The following is a 17,224-nucleotide window of genomic DNA, read 5'->3' on the forward strand; positions in this document are numbered from 1 at the left end:
TTCCAAGTTTTTAGATTGCCTTCACTTGTTGAGGCTACTCACAACTGGGGTTTTTCTTTTTTGCGCTTTCATAATTCCTCGTTTTTGTTTTGGTCATTCATAAAAACAAGGCCAAGTAGTTCTTTATCTTATACTCTTTCCAACGGGGTCTGATGTGTTTTACCACATTTGCCACCAATTAATGATTTGATATCTACCTCGTGCCACGCTACGCATCAGGCTTTTAAGTGCCATTGTGTTTCTCGGCTTTTGCTCCTTGTTAAAGTAGTAGCCAACGAGAATGGTTGTTCCTTTAATGTGTAAAACCCCGTTTTGTTGAGGCTACGCACAACTGGGGGGATTTATAAGCTATTTTTGCCAAAAGCATTCTTTTTTAAAAGCAGGTATTTGTTTGATGTCAATACTCTCCATTTCATAATTTTCTTCTTTTTTGACAGTGTGTTTTATTCTTATTTTCTTACCTTTATATAAATTATAATTCCAATTTCCTCTTAAAAAACGTACCTGTATAGGAGTTGTACTTTCATTAACTAACATAGTAGCTACTAACCCTTTTGACTCAGACACCAAATAAGATTCTTTAAAAGGGTAATTTTCTGATTCCAAAGGTTGTTCTGAAACAAAATAATATAACGTATCTCCAATTGACGTATCGTAAAATTTTTGCGTTAAAATTTTATTAAACTGTTTTTTATGATACTTAAGCGTATCACCTAATGTTATATTAAAATCAAAAAGTTTCATCACATAAATTTCTAAATCAAAATCATCATAACTATTCTTATATTCTTCGTCATACATAGAAATCCAGAAAGACTTAACCTTTATATTCTTTTTTTTATATTAAAATTTTCATGAGGAAAAAATTTTAATATAAAAAAACTATTGTTTTCTAAGAAATAATACTTAAAAGAATCAATATCTGAAAAAAATCTTTTATGTTCATAGATTTCGTACCCTAACCATGTATAACCCGTTTTGCGAGTTTCAAAATAGGAATTGAGCACTTGTGATGGCAAAAAACAAGTAATAACTTTATAGCACATTACTGTTGCTATAAGTATAACTACAATTACTAGTTTTCTTTTCATTGTTTATTTTGTTTTAAAGTAATTTTAAATTATATTTTTAAAATAAAAAGCCCGACTAAGTTTTTTTATGACTTTATAGTCTGGAGAATCGGTTTGTGGTTGTGACAGATTATAGAAATTTTTATGATCCTCACCACCTGTGGTAGTTTTCATTAAATCATCTTTTACATAATATTTTGCATGAGCATCTATCTCATGACAAATAGTATGACATAGATCTTTCATTGCTTCTTCCGAAACAAGTGCTCCTTCAAGTACTCGTGAACAGATTGTAATAAAAATAGGGAACTTTTTTTCTTTAAGTCTCTGTTTTATGAAATTATCATAAACAATGTTATAATCATCTGAAGCATCAGCCATTGGTCTATTAACAATGTCACGAAATTCAAAAGTGTCGTTTTTGTTGAAATAAAGGTCTGAAAGCTGCTCTTTTGTATCTGTAGGAGGCCCAAAGTCCGAAGTATTTTTCATTACATGAGTTATTGCATGATCACCCGAATCTACCGTACCATCTGCATTAAGCCCAGTATTGCAATTACCCGTTAAGAAATATAAGTCTATGTAAGTATTCCCTCTCATATAGTCTATTTTCATTTCTTTCCAAAGTCCCATTTTAGTAAGTGCTTCGTAAGCCTTTTGCCAAGCTTGATATTGTTGCAACCTTTTTGAAATAAACCACTGCGGGGCAGGTATTTTATAATTTGAATCTAAATAGTTATTTGTTTCATTTAAATTGTCTTTAATTTTTTCAATCGTGGCCTCACAAGAGTTCATTACGGCAACTCTGGCTTGTTTTATATCAATTAGATTGGCGGGTATGCTACAGGTTTGGCCTTGTAGTTCGGTTAAATTACTTTTAGAGGGGCTAAAGAGCTTATATTACTATGAGCTTTCAACTTATTCATTTCTTCTGCTAGTTTAGCTTTTTCTTCTACAGTTCCAGTATAACTTTCAATAAGTGATGCTATATTACCCAAAATAATCTTTAGTTCTTGCATTATTAAATCTACATCTAACAATTCTTTATTAGCATCATACTCCGTTTCCACCGTTCCATTGGTCAACTCATAACAATCATTGATGGCAATACCTGAGAAAGTAACCGCCACGGTAGAGGTAACCCCTAAAGGCAACAACACCTCTACGTAGCCTTTGCCACTCCAACCTCCCACGCCACCGCTGGCTTCCGTTACATGGATGCTATAATCGGCAGCGTAAAATACATCTCCTGGGGCGAGGCTGCTGAGTTGGTTGGTAGCGGTGGGGTTGGTCACCGTCTGGCAAGAGGCACTGGTGTAGTCGCGTACCACGCAGGGCTTGGCGTTGAGCGTTACGTAGGCTTCACAAGTTCGGCCTTGCTTGCTTACCAAGAGCTTGTATGCTCCTATGCTGGAGGCCACCAAGGTATCGGTAGTAGTGGTGGTGCTGTCGGGGCGAGTCCATAGGTAAGTCACCCCCGTATTCCAAAAGCCTGAGCTATCCAAATCATCGGCTTGGAGTTTGAGGGGTTGCAGAGTCCCACCCAAACGAGGTAAACTTGTCGTTTCTTGTCCTTGCGCATTGGAGGCTTTGATATACACATAGCAGGCACTGTCACTCACTACCGTTGCCGTGTCACACAAGGCTTTTTTGACTACCAAAAGCGCATTGGAGTAGAGAGTGGCGGCACAAGTCCCCGCACAAGTAGCGCGGAAAGTAAGCGAGTCAGTCGGCGTCCCGGTGATGATATTGTAGGCAACAGTTACACTAGCCTCCGTAGCAGCGAGCGTGCCCGTACTACCATTGGCGCGGGTATAGTGCCAGTTTAGGGTAGTAGCACAACCGCTGGCGGTCAAGGTAACACTGCTATCGGGGCAAACAACGCTACTCTAATGATAGGTAAGACGGCGGGTTAGTTGAGGTTAAGCACACGCATCTCTGTGTAACTCCGTCGCTAGTTTGACCCGCTTGCTTTGTAGCTGCCCTCAAACAATGCCAAAACGCTTGTGCCACTACAAAACACAAAATTGTATTTATTCAAGAACACCTCTCACCAAAACAATATACAAAATATGTCTTTTATCATTGTTTTGGTATAAAAAAACCTACTTTTATTGAATATAATTTTAGATTTCGTCGTAACTTTGGCCATACCCTACTTAGATAAATAATGAAAATGCCTAACCATCCCCCACTTTGCCCTATTACAGGGCTAGAAGCTGTTATGTACAAGGCTACTGATGAACACTTTCACGGACTTCGTTACAAAATTCCGAGCGTTAGTGACAATCTTGTGGTCTCAATTACGGAAAATGTGCTTCAAAACACAGAAAGCCGTAATTCGCTCATTGAGCATCGTGACAAGTTTATAAAAAATCTTAGAATGATTGCAGAGCTGAGAGAAGAAACCGTTATTTCGATAGGAAATTGGTGGCTTTTTTTGAGATAAGGTAGACTTGTATGCTTATCTCAAAAGTCACTCTTTTTTCATTTAAGATAAGCAGTTGTTGGAGCAATTTTAAGCCATAGCTTTGCGGAAAGCTGTGGCTTTTATTTTTAGGGGATTTACTTTATCAAAACCCATATTTACTTTTTGCAAGAATTAATAAAAACATACCGTTAAAAATGTCATTTTTGTAATAATATACAAACATTACAAAATGAAAAAATATGGGTTAGCTATTGCTGTAGTCTTCATGACTTTAAATGACAGCTTAGCACAGTTTGGACGACGCACTCCAGAGCAAGATAGCATTTTTGCTCGCTTACAACGCCAAACCCGTGCCGACCATCAAAATATGATGACTCAATTAAACATTCAGTCGCTTAGACCAGGCGTGTCAGGAAATCCACAAGACGCCAACGCTGCCAATAGAGACGAAAGTAAAGTCAATTCTTACACACTTCCAGATCCGTTAGTATTGAAAAACGGCAAAAAAATTAAAACCCCTCAAGAATGGTGGCAGAAAAGAAGACCCGAAATTGTGGAGGACTTTGAAAAAGAAATATATGGACGACTACCCACCCATATACCAACCGTACAGTGGAAGATAGTATCTAGCAAGGATACAGTGATTGCAAACCTACCTATCAAAGAAAAAATTTTACGTGGCGTAGTCGACAACTCTTCTTTTCCTTCTATCAAAGTAGAAATCGAACTTTTAGTAGCTACTCCTCGTCTTGCGACGAAGCCTGTACCGATTGTTTTGGAGTTTGGTTTTATCCAATCACCCTTTGGCAATACTCCTCCTGTCATGCCTATTGGCTTGGGTTCAGCTGGCGAACCTACTTGGAAAGAGCAATTGATTTCGAGAGGATGGGGCTACGCTATCATTGTACCATCAAGTATCCAGGCCGACAATGGCGCCGGTTTGACAGAAGGTATCATCGGTTTGGTAAACCAAGGAAAACCACGAAAACCAGAAGACTGGGGGGCTTTGCGTGCTTGGAGCTGGGGAGCAAGCAAAGCGTTGGATTATTTTGAAACAGACAAAGACATCGACACCAAACGGGTGGCGATTGAGGGTCTTTCAAGATATGGCAAAGCCACCGTAGTAGCGATGGCTTTTGAACCAAGATTTTCGTTAGCATTTATTGGTTCGTCGGGTGCAGGAGGCACCAAAATTTTACGACGAGTGTTTGGGGAACAAGTCGAAAACTTAGCCTCTTCGGGTGAATATCACTGGTTTTGTGGAAATTTCATCAAATACGCAGGCCCCCTCACCCCCTCCGATATGCCCGTCGATGCCCACGAATTGGTGGCACTTTGTGCACCTCGGCCAGTATTTATTAGTTCAGGTTCTCCCCAAGTCGAAGGCCAATGGGTAGACGCCAAAGGAATGTTTTTGGGGGGAGTTTATGCCGACCCTGTTTATCGGTTGTTTGGCAAAAAAGGCTTAGGGACTACCCAATTCCCTAGCCTTGGTACGCCCTTAGTAGAAGGCGACATCGCCTATCGCCAACATGCGGGAGGGCATAGCACTGGCCCCAATTGGAGTACTTGGATTGCTTGGGCTTGTAGGTATTGGGGAGAATGTAAATATTTTTAATGTTTACAAAAAAATTACTTTTGTAGTTTTCAAAACCTCAATAACTCATGGCTACGCAATCCCTCTCTCGTAAAGATTTTATTAAAAATGCCTCAATGATGCTTAGCAGTGGAATGCTCGCCGTCGACAATGATAATCTATGGCAAGATTTAGAGGAGGCTCAAGCCTCAAAATTGACGCTAAAAAATGTCAGATTGGAAACGGGTTTTGAATACGAGGAAGGGGAAGTCGTAGCTACCAAAACAGAACTGTTTACGATTGAAATAAACGATGGTAAAATAAGTGCGGTTTTACCTAACCAACCCACTACCAAGGCAATAGATGCGAAAGGGCTTTTGATGTTGCCCGCTTTTAGGGATATGCACATTCACCTAGACAAAACCTACTATGGAGGTGCTTGGAAAGCTCGTTCAAAAAAAACCGAACGGTGAAAGATATGATTGCGTTTGAGCAAAAAGTAATCCCCGAATTACTCAAAACGTCTACCTACCGAGCCGAGAAACTCATTGAATTGTTGCAGTCGCGCGGCAGCAATTTTGCACGTAGTCATGTCAATATTGATTCCACCTCTAAGCTCGACTCTCTTTATCATCTTCAGCAAGCTCTTCAAAACAAAAAAGACTCTTTTGGAGCAGAGCTCGTGGCGTTTCCGCAACATGGGCTTTTTTATACCGAATCAGCGCAGTGGATGAAAGAAGCAGCCAAAACAAACATTGATTTCATCGGAGGCCTTGATCCTACCTCTATCGATGGCAGTATACCGAAAAGCCTCGATTTTGTGGTACAATTGGCCCTCGAACACCAAAAAGGAATCGATATTCACTTGCATGAAGGAGGAGAAACCGGGCTCCAAGCCGTGGAATTTTTGATTGATAGAGTCAACGAACATCCTGTACTCAAAGGTAAAACCTACTTGAGTCATTGTTTTGTACTGGCTCGGCTCGAAAAGCCCAAGCTTGAAGAAATGGCGGACAAACTCGCCCATGCCAAAATCGGCGTTGTATCAACGATTCCGTTTGGTAACACTATAATGCCAATTCCTACCTTGTATCAGTATGGAGTAGAGGTTATGACTGGTAATGATAGCATTATTGACCATTGGAATACCTTTGGTACAGGCAGTGTTTTACACAAAGCCAATCTCATGGCTCAGCTTTATGGCTATTCGTCGGAGTTGGAATTGTCGCGTTGTCTTAAACTTGCCACCCGCAATGTATTGCCCTTAGATGAACGAGGAAGTCGTCAATGGCCCAAAACCAACGATACTGCAGATGTAGTGCTGGTAGAGGCGAGTTGTTCAGCTGAAGCAGTGGCACGCGTTTCACCTATTAAATCTTTAATTCATCAGGGGAAAGTCGTGTATTGATTGCAAGACAGGATTGTATAAAAACAAAACCTCCCAACCGAAATACTCGATTGGGAGGTTTAATCATTATGAGGGTAAAGTGTATTTATTTTTGTCGATGATTACACCCATTTCACTCTACTTTATTTCATCTTTTTCTTCTTAATCGTAACCGGTATACAAATATCAGTAGGACAGCAGTTGGTACCTTCCTCAATTATTACTGGACAACAACCTCCCGCTGGACAGGCCTGATTCGTTGCAGTGAAGGTGTAAATTCCCGCTTCACCCAACAATACTATATTGCCCGTTGCTACTGCTGTGGTACTACCCTCTTTATACCATACTACATTTGTGTAATGTGCAGGAATTTTTATTTCCAATTGCTCTCCTTCACACAAACCAATAGGCACTGTGAAACATTGACGATCTATGTCATCTTCGCCCTCCTTGTCGTTGTTTGGAGTGCTATCCACATCTTTTTCGTTGACCTTGCTTATTTCAGCCGTATTGAAGTGAACCCCTTGTTGTGTGACTTTTATACGGTAAGTCAATGTGACAGTATCTCCATTGTTACCTGAATTAGCAGCTATATTTCCAATAATCCACTTGATAACGTTATTGGTAATTGTAGCACTACCCCGACTAGCCACAAAACTTCCAGGAATGAACCCTACCGTCGTCGCTATGGAATCCACAACTTCTACCCCCGTAGCTCCTGTTGATGACTGATTGAAGACCTGAATCGTGTATGTCAAGGTATCTCCTAGTTTGGCTATCTTTTTATTGATGGACTTCTTTAGGGCTAAATCCACCTCTGGGGACACACAACTTTTGGTTTCTACTGCAACTGTATCAATACAGCCATTGAGGCTATAAATAAACTGATATATTCCAACAGTTGTCATTCCTGAAACCGAACCTGACGGTGCAATAGTGGCAACACTAGGGCTTGTCCCTAATTGAGACCATGCTCCTCCAGCAGGGCTTCCACTCAATTGGGCTGTTCCTACAGTTGTACAAATGGCATTGGTGCTCAATATATCAGCACCGGCATTTGGCTTAGCATTGCGAATGACTTGAGCGGTATCTGTACAAGTTTGGCCTCCCGCACTTACTGTATAGACAAAGCGATAGATTCCGTTGGCTGTCAATCCGCTTACATTTCCACTAGAATTTATCGTGGCAGTGGCTGGATTAGCAGGGCTACCTATCGGTGACCAAGTTCCACCTGCTGTCACTGCTGTCAACTTCGCTGTGGTAGCCGGAGCACAGATAGATACATCTGAGCCTGCGTTAGGTTTGGTACAGCCAGCACAAGCTTCTACTGTTATAGCGACTGTATCAGAGCAAGTTTGTCCACCTGCTGTTACAGAGTAAATAAACTTATAGGTTCCTGCAACAGTCATTCCACTTACGACTCCCGCGTTAGTAACAGTAGCTGCAGCTGGATTGCCCGACTGTGCAGTCCATGTACCTTCCGAAGGTGTAGCGCTCAAAGTAGTAGTAGTAACTAAATTTCCAGCATTACAGGCAAGGGTTTTATCTGAACCTGCGTTAGGTTTAGTACAGCCAGTACAAGCCTGAACGGTTACTGAAACTGTATCACCGCAACCCTGATTTACAGTATAAATAAACTTATAGGTTCCTGCAACAGTCATTCCACTTACGACTCCCGCGTTAGTAACAGTAGCTGCGGCTGGATTGCCCGACTGTGCAGTCCAAGTACCTCCTGAAGGAGAACCTGTCAGCGAAGTTGTTGTGACCAGGTTACCAGCATTACAAGCAAGGGTTTTATCTGCTCCAGCATTCGATTTAGAGGTAATAGTCACGCTTTTACTAGTAGTAGCCGAACAAGTAGTAGCTGGATCTGTGTATGCGTAGCTAAAGGTAATACTTGAAATGCCAAATCCTGAATGGATAGTCAAGGTATTAGCGTTTTGAGTCACGGCACCTGTAGGGAGTCCAGCAGGTAATGAAAAACTGCCATTTGCTGGTGTAGCTGTATAGGTTACAGGAAGTTCGCTTGAGCATAGGGCACTAGGTCCAGCGATTGTTACCGTAGGGCGTGGATTAACATACACAAAGGCGCTATCTTTCCGTGAGCAAGAACCACTAGTTTGGGTGTAATAAATGTAAAAACCAACAGGTGCCGTTTTTCCCAAGGCAGTTAAAGCGTTAGCTGCATTTAAGCTACCTGCTGTTCCGGTATCCGTTACGCCAGGTCCGCTCCAAGTACCATTTGTACCCGAAGGATCATTATAGGTAGAAGTCTGATTAACACAAAGGGTATCTGCCGTGATATTAACTTTTGGCCCACCATTATTTATAGTCACCTCATGGCTGCCCGTACCTTCACAACCATTTACCGTTACTTTGTAGCTAAAAGTTATACTAGAAATATTACTGACAGGATTTAAAGTTAGTACATTTCCGTTGGTAGTAATCGTGCCAGTGGGAAGTCCGTTTGGCAAAGTAAAAGTTCCACCTGCGGGGGTAGCGGTAAACTGGACAGGGAGATCATTTCCACACACTGTAGAAGGTCCACTAATATCTACTGCCACATTTCCACGCGTTACGGCTACCGTATCACTACAAGTTTGACCACCAGAAGTTACTGAATAAATAAAGTGATATACTCCATTAGCAGTAGCTCCAGAAATTGCTCCCGTATTGGTAATGGTAGCAGCAGCAGGATTGCCAGCAGCGGCAGTCCACGTACCACCTGAAGGGCTGAATCCAGTCAGGTTTGTAGAACTGAGTGGAGCACATATACGGGTATCTGTTCCAGCATTTGGCTTGGTACAGGGGGTACAAGCTTGTACCGTCACTGCTACCGTGTCAGCACATTCGCCTACACTGTAAATAAAATGATACGTTCCTGCTACAGTCATTCCACTTACAGCTCCGTTACCAGTAACAGTAGCAGTGGCAGGATTACCTGCTTGGGCAACCCAGCTCCCTCCCGATGGAGCGCCTGTTAAGGTAGTTGAGGTCGTCAGGGTATTGGTGGTGGGGTTAGCACAAGCTAGGGTTTGGTCTGTCCCAGCGTTAGGTTTCGTATTTATTGTCGCCGACACCAACACTCCCTCACTCTTACAACTTGCATCTTTTACGCATGCCACATAATAATTTGTCGTTGTACTTATATTTGGAGTTGTAAAACTATTTCCCGTCCCTACTTGGGTAGCTAAAGCAGCATCGCTATACCAAACAGCCGGATGAGTAGCATCACAACCCGAAGCCGTTAATGTGAGACTTCCAGGATTGCATCGTGCCGCCCCAACTCCCGTGGGGGTTGGGGGGGTACAAGTAGGAGTACAAGTATTGGGTGCTACAGAGACGTTATCCAAGAAAAATGCCCAAATCGCGCCTTGAAATATAACACTTCTGTCTGCTGTGGCCAAAAAACTTAATTCAACACTACCGGTAGAGTTTGCCACAAATGAAACAACTTGCTTAGTCCAATTTCTGGGATTGGGGAGAGTGTGATCAGTTGTGGCATCATTGGGATTAGAGGCAAAGTAATTATTATAAGAATGAGCACCAGTCATACTGACAGTCCAACCTCCTTCTGTCGGAATATCTACCCAAGCGAGAGGAGTACCAGATGCATTACAAACGATTTTACCTCCAGGAGCCATATGAAAACAAAGAGTATATTCTTTTCCCGCTACTACGTTAAAAGAAGTTTTTATAATACTTGATGCATGAAATCCTGCTCCGCTATTAATGGACGGCACATATCCTCCAAAAAATGTATTCCCATCTTGTGGAACATATCTACTACCGTTGTTCCGAAAAATACTACCGTTAAAGTAACCCTCGTTGGTGTTGTTTCTTGTAACAACCCAGTTAGGTATATTGAGAGGCAAGGGCTGTTCATCGCCAAAGAAAACATCAGGAAAATCGGGTGCTCCATGAGTCCCGCCCGACCAATTTTCAAAACTTCCGTTGCTATTTACTTTTTCAGCCTCGCAACCACAGTTTTGTGCGTTTGAAACATTATAAGTCCTTAACAATATTAGAATTATCAAGAACGCACAGCGACAAATGATAGGTATTATTCTTTTCATTTTTTTATTTATGATTACATATGTAGGGTTTAACTGCAAAACAAGCCCACATACTATTTGTGGTGGAATTGATTACAAAATGGGCATAAACACAACGCTGAGCTTACTACCCAAAATAGAGCTATATATACCCATTTCAATTATTAGATTAGACTTATTCATAGGTGATAGTTAAACACATATTCAACTTTTATTTTTTTGAATATCGCATATTAACATCAAGCTGAATCATTGTCGATTATGTATGTTTTTTATATTATTTACAAGACACAAACAATTGACAATCAATGAAAAAACAAGATTTATCAGCAATAAATCAACAGGTATAAGCAAACTCTAAAAGAAATAAATCTACGGCGGCAAGCTACTATTTCCTTCAAGAATGAGAATAGTTTTATAGCGTTCGTTTATTTCGATGACAACATCTTCACCGATAAAAATCGAAGTCGATAATAAAAAGAAAAATGCATTGATGATAATGTTAAGTGGCTTCAACAAAAACCAAATTAGCTTCCGAATGTCAGCGTATTTACGAACCCATGTTATCCAACAATAAAATATATATACCAAAATACATTTTTGACATATACCTAAAATTTTATTTTTCATTTGGATTTAATTATCTTATCAAAACTGATTCTTGATAACATAATTAAATCCAAATACTATACCAAACTCTTTCTTTTTAATTTAAAACAATAAAAATCACCTCCAAAACATACAATTCAAAGCAAAACAGAACATCTACAAATAGATATATCACAATTACAAATTCAACAAAAATCGTACTAGAAAATAAATTACATTACCTACCTAAAATAAACAAACAAAACACAAAATCAATAATATACTATTGCAATAAAAAATATACCATACATTATTTTTTCATTACAATTGACTCATTTTTAAAAAATTTCATACAAAAAAACAAAGACATTTATTTAATCATGTATTGATTTTTAAAAAACTTAAAGGACTTAATTCATATTTATGAAGTCAGAGTTCAGAGCAATCAGGCAAAATACTTCAATTGGTAAAATACCCTAATTATACTAGCTATCCCCTTACATTCGGGGCTGATTAAACCACTATCGATTCAGAATGGCTCATATGCGTTTATGGGATTCAAGAGTTCTCCTAAAGCACGCTCTGAACATACCTAAAAAAAAAGAGGCTCATTGAATCAATGAACCTCTCTAATACTCTATCTCAAAATTTAACTTATTTCTTTTTCTGCTTTTGAATCATGAAGGGTATACAAATATCTGTAGGACAGCAGCTGGTACCTTCCTCGATTATCACTGGACAACAACCGCCCGCTGGACAGGTTTGATTCGATGCACTGAAGGTGTAAGTCCCTACTTCACCCAACAATACTACATTGCCCATTGCTATTGCTGTGGCACTCCCCTCTTTATACCATACTACATTGGTATAACGTGACGGGACAGTTACCTCTAATTTTTGACCTACACAAAGCTGAAGCGGGACTGAAAAACACGCTCCATCAATATCATCTTCACTTTCTTTGCCATTGCCAGGGGTGCTATCCACATCTTTTTCGTTGACCTTACTTATTTCGGCTGTATTGAAGTGAATTCCTTCAGAGATAGCTTTCACTTTATAGATCAATCGAACCGTATCACCAGGGGCTCCAATGTTGCCAATGGTCCATTTAATCACATTGCCTGTGATACTCGCACTACCCCGACTAGCCACAAAGCTTCCAGAAATGAATCCTACCGTCGTCGCTATGGAATCCACAACTTCTACCCCCGTAGCTCCTGTTGATGACTGATTGAAGACTTGAATCGTGTATGTCAAGGTATCTCCTAGTTTGGCTATCTTTTTATTGATGGACTTCTTTAGGGCTAAATCCACCTCTGGGGACACACAACTTTTGGTTTCTACTGCAACTGTATCAATACAGCCATTGAGGCTATAAATAAACTGATATATTCCAACAGTTGTCATTCCTGAAACCGAACCTGACGGTGCAATAGTGGCAACACTAGGGCTTGTCCCTAATTGAGACCATGCTCCTCCAGCAGGGCTTCCACTCAATTGGGCTGTTCCTACAGTTGTACAAATGGCATTGGTGCTCAATATATCAGCACCGGCATTTGGCTTAGCCTTCACTACTACTTGTGCTGTATCTGTACAAGTCTGACCGCCAGAAGTCACCGAATACACAAATCGGTAGGTGCCTGCCGCATTCAGCCCACTGATGTTACCACTCGCATCTATCGTCGCCGACGACGGATTCGAAGGACTACCTATCACCGACCACGTTCCACCGGATGTCACGGCGGTCAACTTCGCTGTACTCGTCGGCTGACATACCGACGCCGCATCTGCTCCTGCATTAGGCTTTACACAACCAGCACACGATTGTACTGTCACCGAGACCGTGTCTTTACAGCCATTCAAGCTGTATACAAATTGGTACGTGCCTGCTACTGTCATATTCGTCACATTATTACCACTTATCGTCGCCGTCGCAGGGGTGGTGCCGAGTTGTGACCACGTTCCGCCAGAGGGGCTTGGTACTAAGGTTGCACTTGTCGTCAGCGTATTGGTCGAGGGATTCGCACACGCCAACGTCTGGTCGGTGCCTGCACTTGGTTTGGCATTGACCGTCACCACCACCTGGGCGGTATCTTTACAGCCTGACGCATTTTGGGCTACTAATACATAGGTCGTTGTAGAACTCGGTTTTACCGAGGTTGGGGTCGCTACAGCTGTACCGCCTGCCGTCGTTAGCGTCCACACTGGACTTAAATAGGTCCCATAATTCGTGATTTGTGTCGTCAAATTCACTGACTCTCCAGCACAGATTGTCGCACTACCATTGGCAATGTTTGGCTTGGCATTCACTACTACTTGTGCCGTATCTGTACAGGTCTGACCGCCAGAAGTCACCGAATACACAAATCTGTAAGTGCCTGCCGCATTCAGCCCACTGATGTTTCCACTCGCATCTATCGTCGCGACCGAGGGATTCGAAGGACTACCTATCACCGACCACGTCCCGCCTGATGTTACGGCGGTCAACTTCGCTGTTTTGGTCGGCTGACAGACCGACGCCGCATCTGCTCCTGCATTAGGCTTTACACAACCAACACACGCTTGTACTGTCACCGATACCGTGTCTTTGCAGCCATTCAAGCTGTATACAAATTGATAGGTTCCCACTACATTCATCCCTGTCACATTATTGCCACTTATCGTCGCCGTCACAGGGGTGGTGCCGAGTTGTGACCACGTTCCGCCGGAGGGGCTTGGTACTAAGGTTGCACTTGTCGTCAGCGTATTGGTCGAGGGGTTCGCACACGCCAACGTCTGATTACTTCCAGCATTTGGCTTGGCATTGACCGTTACCACCACCTGAGCGGTATCTTTACAGCCTGATGCATTTTGCGCTACTAATACATAGGTCGTTGTAGAGCTCGGTTTTACCGAGGTTGGGGTCGCTACAGCTGTACCGCCTGCCGTCGTTAGCGTCCACACTGGACTTAAATAGGTCCCATAATTCGTGATTTGTGTCGTCAAATTCACTGACTCTCCAGCACAGATTGTCGCACTACCATTGGCAATGTTTGGCTTGGCATTCACTACCAATCTCACAAAGGCTGTATCGGCACAAGCAGCCTCCCCTGTGGTATTCACTACAACAGCATAATATTTTGTACCTGCCGTCGTCAAGGCTGTTCCGGTTGGCGTATAGCTTGCATTAGTTGCTCCGCTAATGGCTGTACCCAAGCTGCTCGTCGTATCTGCCAAGGGGCCATACCATTTGTAGGCAACACCTGTACTTGGAGTCGCTGTGTAGGCTGTAACCGTACCTCCCACACAAATGGTTTGTGTTTTGGAGGTTGCATTAGCAATAGGTGGTGTGCAGGCTTTATACCCTACGTCAAAGCTATGGTTATTTTCCCCAGCCTCACCTGTTGTAAAGGTAATTTGACCCGAAGCATTAGCATCTGAATCAATTAAATCATTACTGCCACTATTAGCTGTGGTTAACGATTTTGTGCCGGAGGTAGTTGGGAATTTTAATATATAGCTTGTATTGGACAATAGATTCAGATTATATTTAACAGACGCAGTATTAGTGCCACTACCAGATGAAAAATAATAGTTTCCATTTGCATCAGTTACGGCTGTTGCGATTGGAGTAGAGGGATTAGAAGCTAGACATAAGGTCACAGTAATACCACTAATTGGTGCTTCTCCTGCATCCTGAATTCCATTTTGATTTTCATCCACCCATACCCGGTTTCCTATCTCTATCGGTGCAGGGTCAGATAAAAGCTCTATGTCACCCAAACCATTGGCCTTTCCGCTCGTTCCTAATTCTCCACCCGAATTAGGTGCAGAATTATACAATAAATATCTTGAGTTCCAGTTTCCTGTCGTGTTACTAAGCCAGATAATCCCTCCCGATAAGGCTGCTACCGGATCTGAAATGGTACTTACTACTTCACTACGACCAGGTAACAATGCCAAGGCTCCCATTGTGGCATCAAAGCCAATAAGATTGAAGTTGTTGTCAACGGCAAAATCACCATAATAAAATTCTCCTCTACCACTACTTGGGCCATTTTGGCCATAATTATTATTGGCTCCGGCGGTAGTAATAGGTCCAGCAGTACCATTCGACTCTATAACGAAAGTACCATTATTATTGTAAGCTCGTAAAATATCTCCAAAAGCAACTCCATTATTAAGTGAACTACTATTAACGTCTATGCCAAAATTTTGATATCCGCTTTTATTTCCGAATAAGTCTGTAATACCAATAATCATTGAACCATCTACATCAAACTCTATATCACTTATTAAAGGTTGACTATTCTCCCAAAAAGAAGCCGAACCTTGGTTCCAAAAATCAAACTTATCATTCCATCCTTTCCAAGTCTTTCTTTGAGGTAGATTGAATGTTAATACTGGAGTTGTATTGAACCCACTGCTTGGTTTCATCTTGTAGATATAAACTACTAAATTATTATAACCTTGAGGCCAACTTTCATCTTCTCCTGAGCAAACACCTCCTACATATACCTCTCCTCTGTAGTACTTTAATGCCCATGGCCTAAATTTACCACTTACACAATTTGGTGATGGAATAGTATATGAGCCTAAGGCCGCAGTAGGAGGCGAATTTGGATTACTTACATCAAGACTATATACTTTTTTATCTTTAAGGTTTACAAAGAATAGTGTATCTCCATTAGCAGAAATATCTAAATCTCCAATTCCCAATTTGCCGGTATTGTTAAAGCCTGGCAAATCATAGCTTGGTAAGTCCTTACTATTGGGCAGCCCTCTGCTTGCGTTTGTCCCAATAGTTCCAACATCAATTCCTATTGAGCTCACATTTACAAAATTTGAAGCAACAGGAGTTCCTCCTGAAAGATCTATCTTATAAATTCCACCTATGCCTAAAGAACCTAAACCGATATGTCTTTTTATAAAAGCAGAGGTAAATAACACTTTGGCATCTTTCTTATAGGCTACCCCCCATACCGCGCCTATTTCATTTGCACTTGCTGCATGAACTGGGACGGTCGCTGTTCCTTGAACATCACCTACATTCATACCCTGAGGAACTGCGGAAGCTAGGGTGGTTCCTCCTGCTGTATTATTAAATAATACAAATGCATCGCCTCCTCCTGCGGTTCCTCCTCCCAGTGGATTTCCATTAATATAGCAAGGTACTGCTATTTTAGGATTCTCCGAACTTACATAATCCTCGGGATGGTTTACTCCTAAGTTTGCTGTAGTCGTCGATGAAGAATAAAACTGTACTGTAGAATTACCTATACCACCCCTTGATGCATAGTATCCGGAGGGAAGCGTAAATTCAAGCCTGACGGGAAGTGTCAGCCCCGTAAAGGAGTATGCACCAGTAGATGATGTAGTTTGTGTTCCACCTACTTGTGTGCCGGAAGAATTATATGCTTTAATAACAACTCCTCCTAATCCTATCTCATTAAAGCTAGATGTGTTATCCTTAATTCCACTTCCGTTAAAATCTCTGAAAACTGATCCAGATATTTGGCTAAAGCTGGAAAAAGAATTAAACAAAAACAATAAAACACAGAGTTGCTTATTCAACACAGAAAAAGAGCTCTCAATTAGGTATTTTTTTCTACAATACATAAGAGTTTTCGTTTATAAAATGTTCATTATAAACCATATAAACAAAAATCTAGCCAAAACAACAAACAAAATAATTTCAATCATTTATCAAAAAAAATCCCATAATTAAGTGAACATTTAACTCTATACCATTTTTATTAATATGTATTTTTATTTTATTTTTATACCAATTAAAATAAAAATATATTCTTTAAAATAACACAAAATATACCAATAAAATATACCAATATTTTAAATATATTTATCAACCTATTCTATATTTTTCTTCAAAACAAGCATCTTGTTTTTTTATCACAAGTGGCACGCAAATTGCAAGGCAACATTCAATATCGTTTTCTTATTAATAGGTAGGGATTTCTCGTAAAACTCTCCATTGAATCATAAATGAAGTTATAGTGTTAATATTGTAGGCAAATTAATTGATTTGTGCTGGGGTTACGGATTTGTATAATGAAGCTAAAGAGGTTCATCGTCACATTTGGTGAAAGTCGGGGTTTGAGTTGTAATTTTGAAGAAGGG

Annotated in this window: 9 protein-coding genes; 4 read left to right on the forward strand and 5 right to left on the reverse strand. The window is 41.0% G+C overall.

Annotation, left to right across the window (positions count from 1 at the left end):
• Window positions 1-348: 348 nt before the first annotated feature.
• From P1X15_RS17240 to P1X15_RS17250, 3 genes are all read right to left on the reverse strand, one after another.
• Window positions 349-801: a hypothetical protein gene (locus P1X15_RS17240; RefSeq protein ID WP_277339380.1), complete on the reverse strand. Its 453-nt coding sequence runs from the start codon at window positions 799-801 to the stop codon at window positions 349-351.
• A gap of 314 nt (window positions 802-1,115) precedes the next feature.
• Window positions 1,116-1,865 (reverse strand): hypothetical protein, encoded by a 750-nt coding sequence (locus P1X15_RS17245; protein WP_277339381.1) that lies wholly within the window; start codon window positions 1,863-1,865, stop codon window positions 1,116-1,118.
• A gap of 71 nt (window positions 1,866-1,936) precedes the next feature.
• The gene (locus tag P1X15_RS17250) at window positions 1,937-2,926 is read right to left on the reverse strand and encodes a hypothetical protein (RefSeq protein WP_277339382.1); all 990 of its coding nucleotides are present in this window, start codon (window positions 2,924-2,926) and stop codon (window positions 1,937-1,939) included.
• Window positions 2,927-3,246: 320 nt separating this feature from the next.
• On the opposite strand from P1X15_RS17250, the gene P1X15_RS17255 reads away from it, so the two are divergent.
• The 4 genes from P1X15_RS17255 (at window position 3,247) to P1X15_RS17270 (ending at window position 6,485) form a co-directional block, all read left to right on the forward strand.
• Window positions 3,247-3,519 carry a hypothetical protein gene (locus P1X15_RS17255; RefSeq protein ID WP_277339383.1) on the forward strand — a complete coding sequence of 91 codons (273 nt, stop codon included), beginning with the start codon at window positions 3,247-3,249 and terminating at the stop codon, window positions 3,517-3,519.
• 211 nt (window positions 3,520-3,730) lie between these two features.
• The gene (locus tag P1X15_RS17260) at window positions 3,731-5,119 is read left to right on the forward strand and encodes an acetylxylan esterase (protein WP_277339384.1); all 1,389 of its coding nucleotides are present in this window, start codon (window positions 3,731-3,733) and stop codon (window positions 5,117-5,119) included.
• 47 nt (window positions 5,120-5,166) lie between these two features.
• A complete protein-coding gene (locus tag P1X15_RS17265) occupies window positions 5,167-5,550 on the forward strand; it encodes a hypothetical protein (protein ID WP_277339385.1) in 384 nt (127 codons plus the stop codon).
• Window positions 5,517-6,485: an amidohydrolase family protein gene (locus P1X15_RS17270; protein WP_277339386.1), complete on the forward strand. Its 969-nt coding sequence runs from the start codon at window positions 5,517-5,519 to the stop codon at window positions 6,483-6,485. Before P1X15_RS17265 ends, P1X15_RS17270 begins: the two co-directional genes overlap by 34 nt.
• 122 nt (window positions 6,486-6,607) lie before the next feature.
• Here the strand turns inward: P1X15_RS17270 and P1X15_RS17275 are convergent, their stop codons facing one another.
• Both P1X15_RS17275 and P1X15_RS17280 read right to left on the reverse strand, forming a co-directional pair.
• Window positions 6,608-10,540, reverse strand: a complete 3,933-nt coding sequence (locus tag P1X15_RS17275; RefSeq protein WP_277339387.1) for a hypothetical protein — start codon at window positions 10,538-10,540, stop codon at window positions 6,608-6,610.
• A gap of 1,221 nt (window positions 10,541-11,761) precedes the next feature.
• Window positions 11,762-16,705, reverse strand: a complete 4,944-nt coding sequence (locus P1X15_RS17280; RefSeq protein WP_277339388.1) for an SdrD B-like domain-containing protein — start codon at window positions 16,703-16,705, stop codon at window positions 11,762-11,764.
• Window positions 16,706-17,224: the final 519 nt, after the last annotated feature.

Source organism: Runella sp. MFBS21 (assembly GCF_029433105.1).
Lineage (GTDB): Bacteria > Bacteroidota > Bacteroidia > Cytophagales > Spirosomataceae > Runella.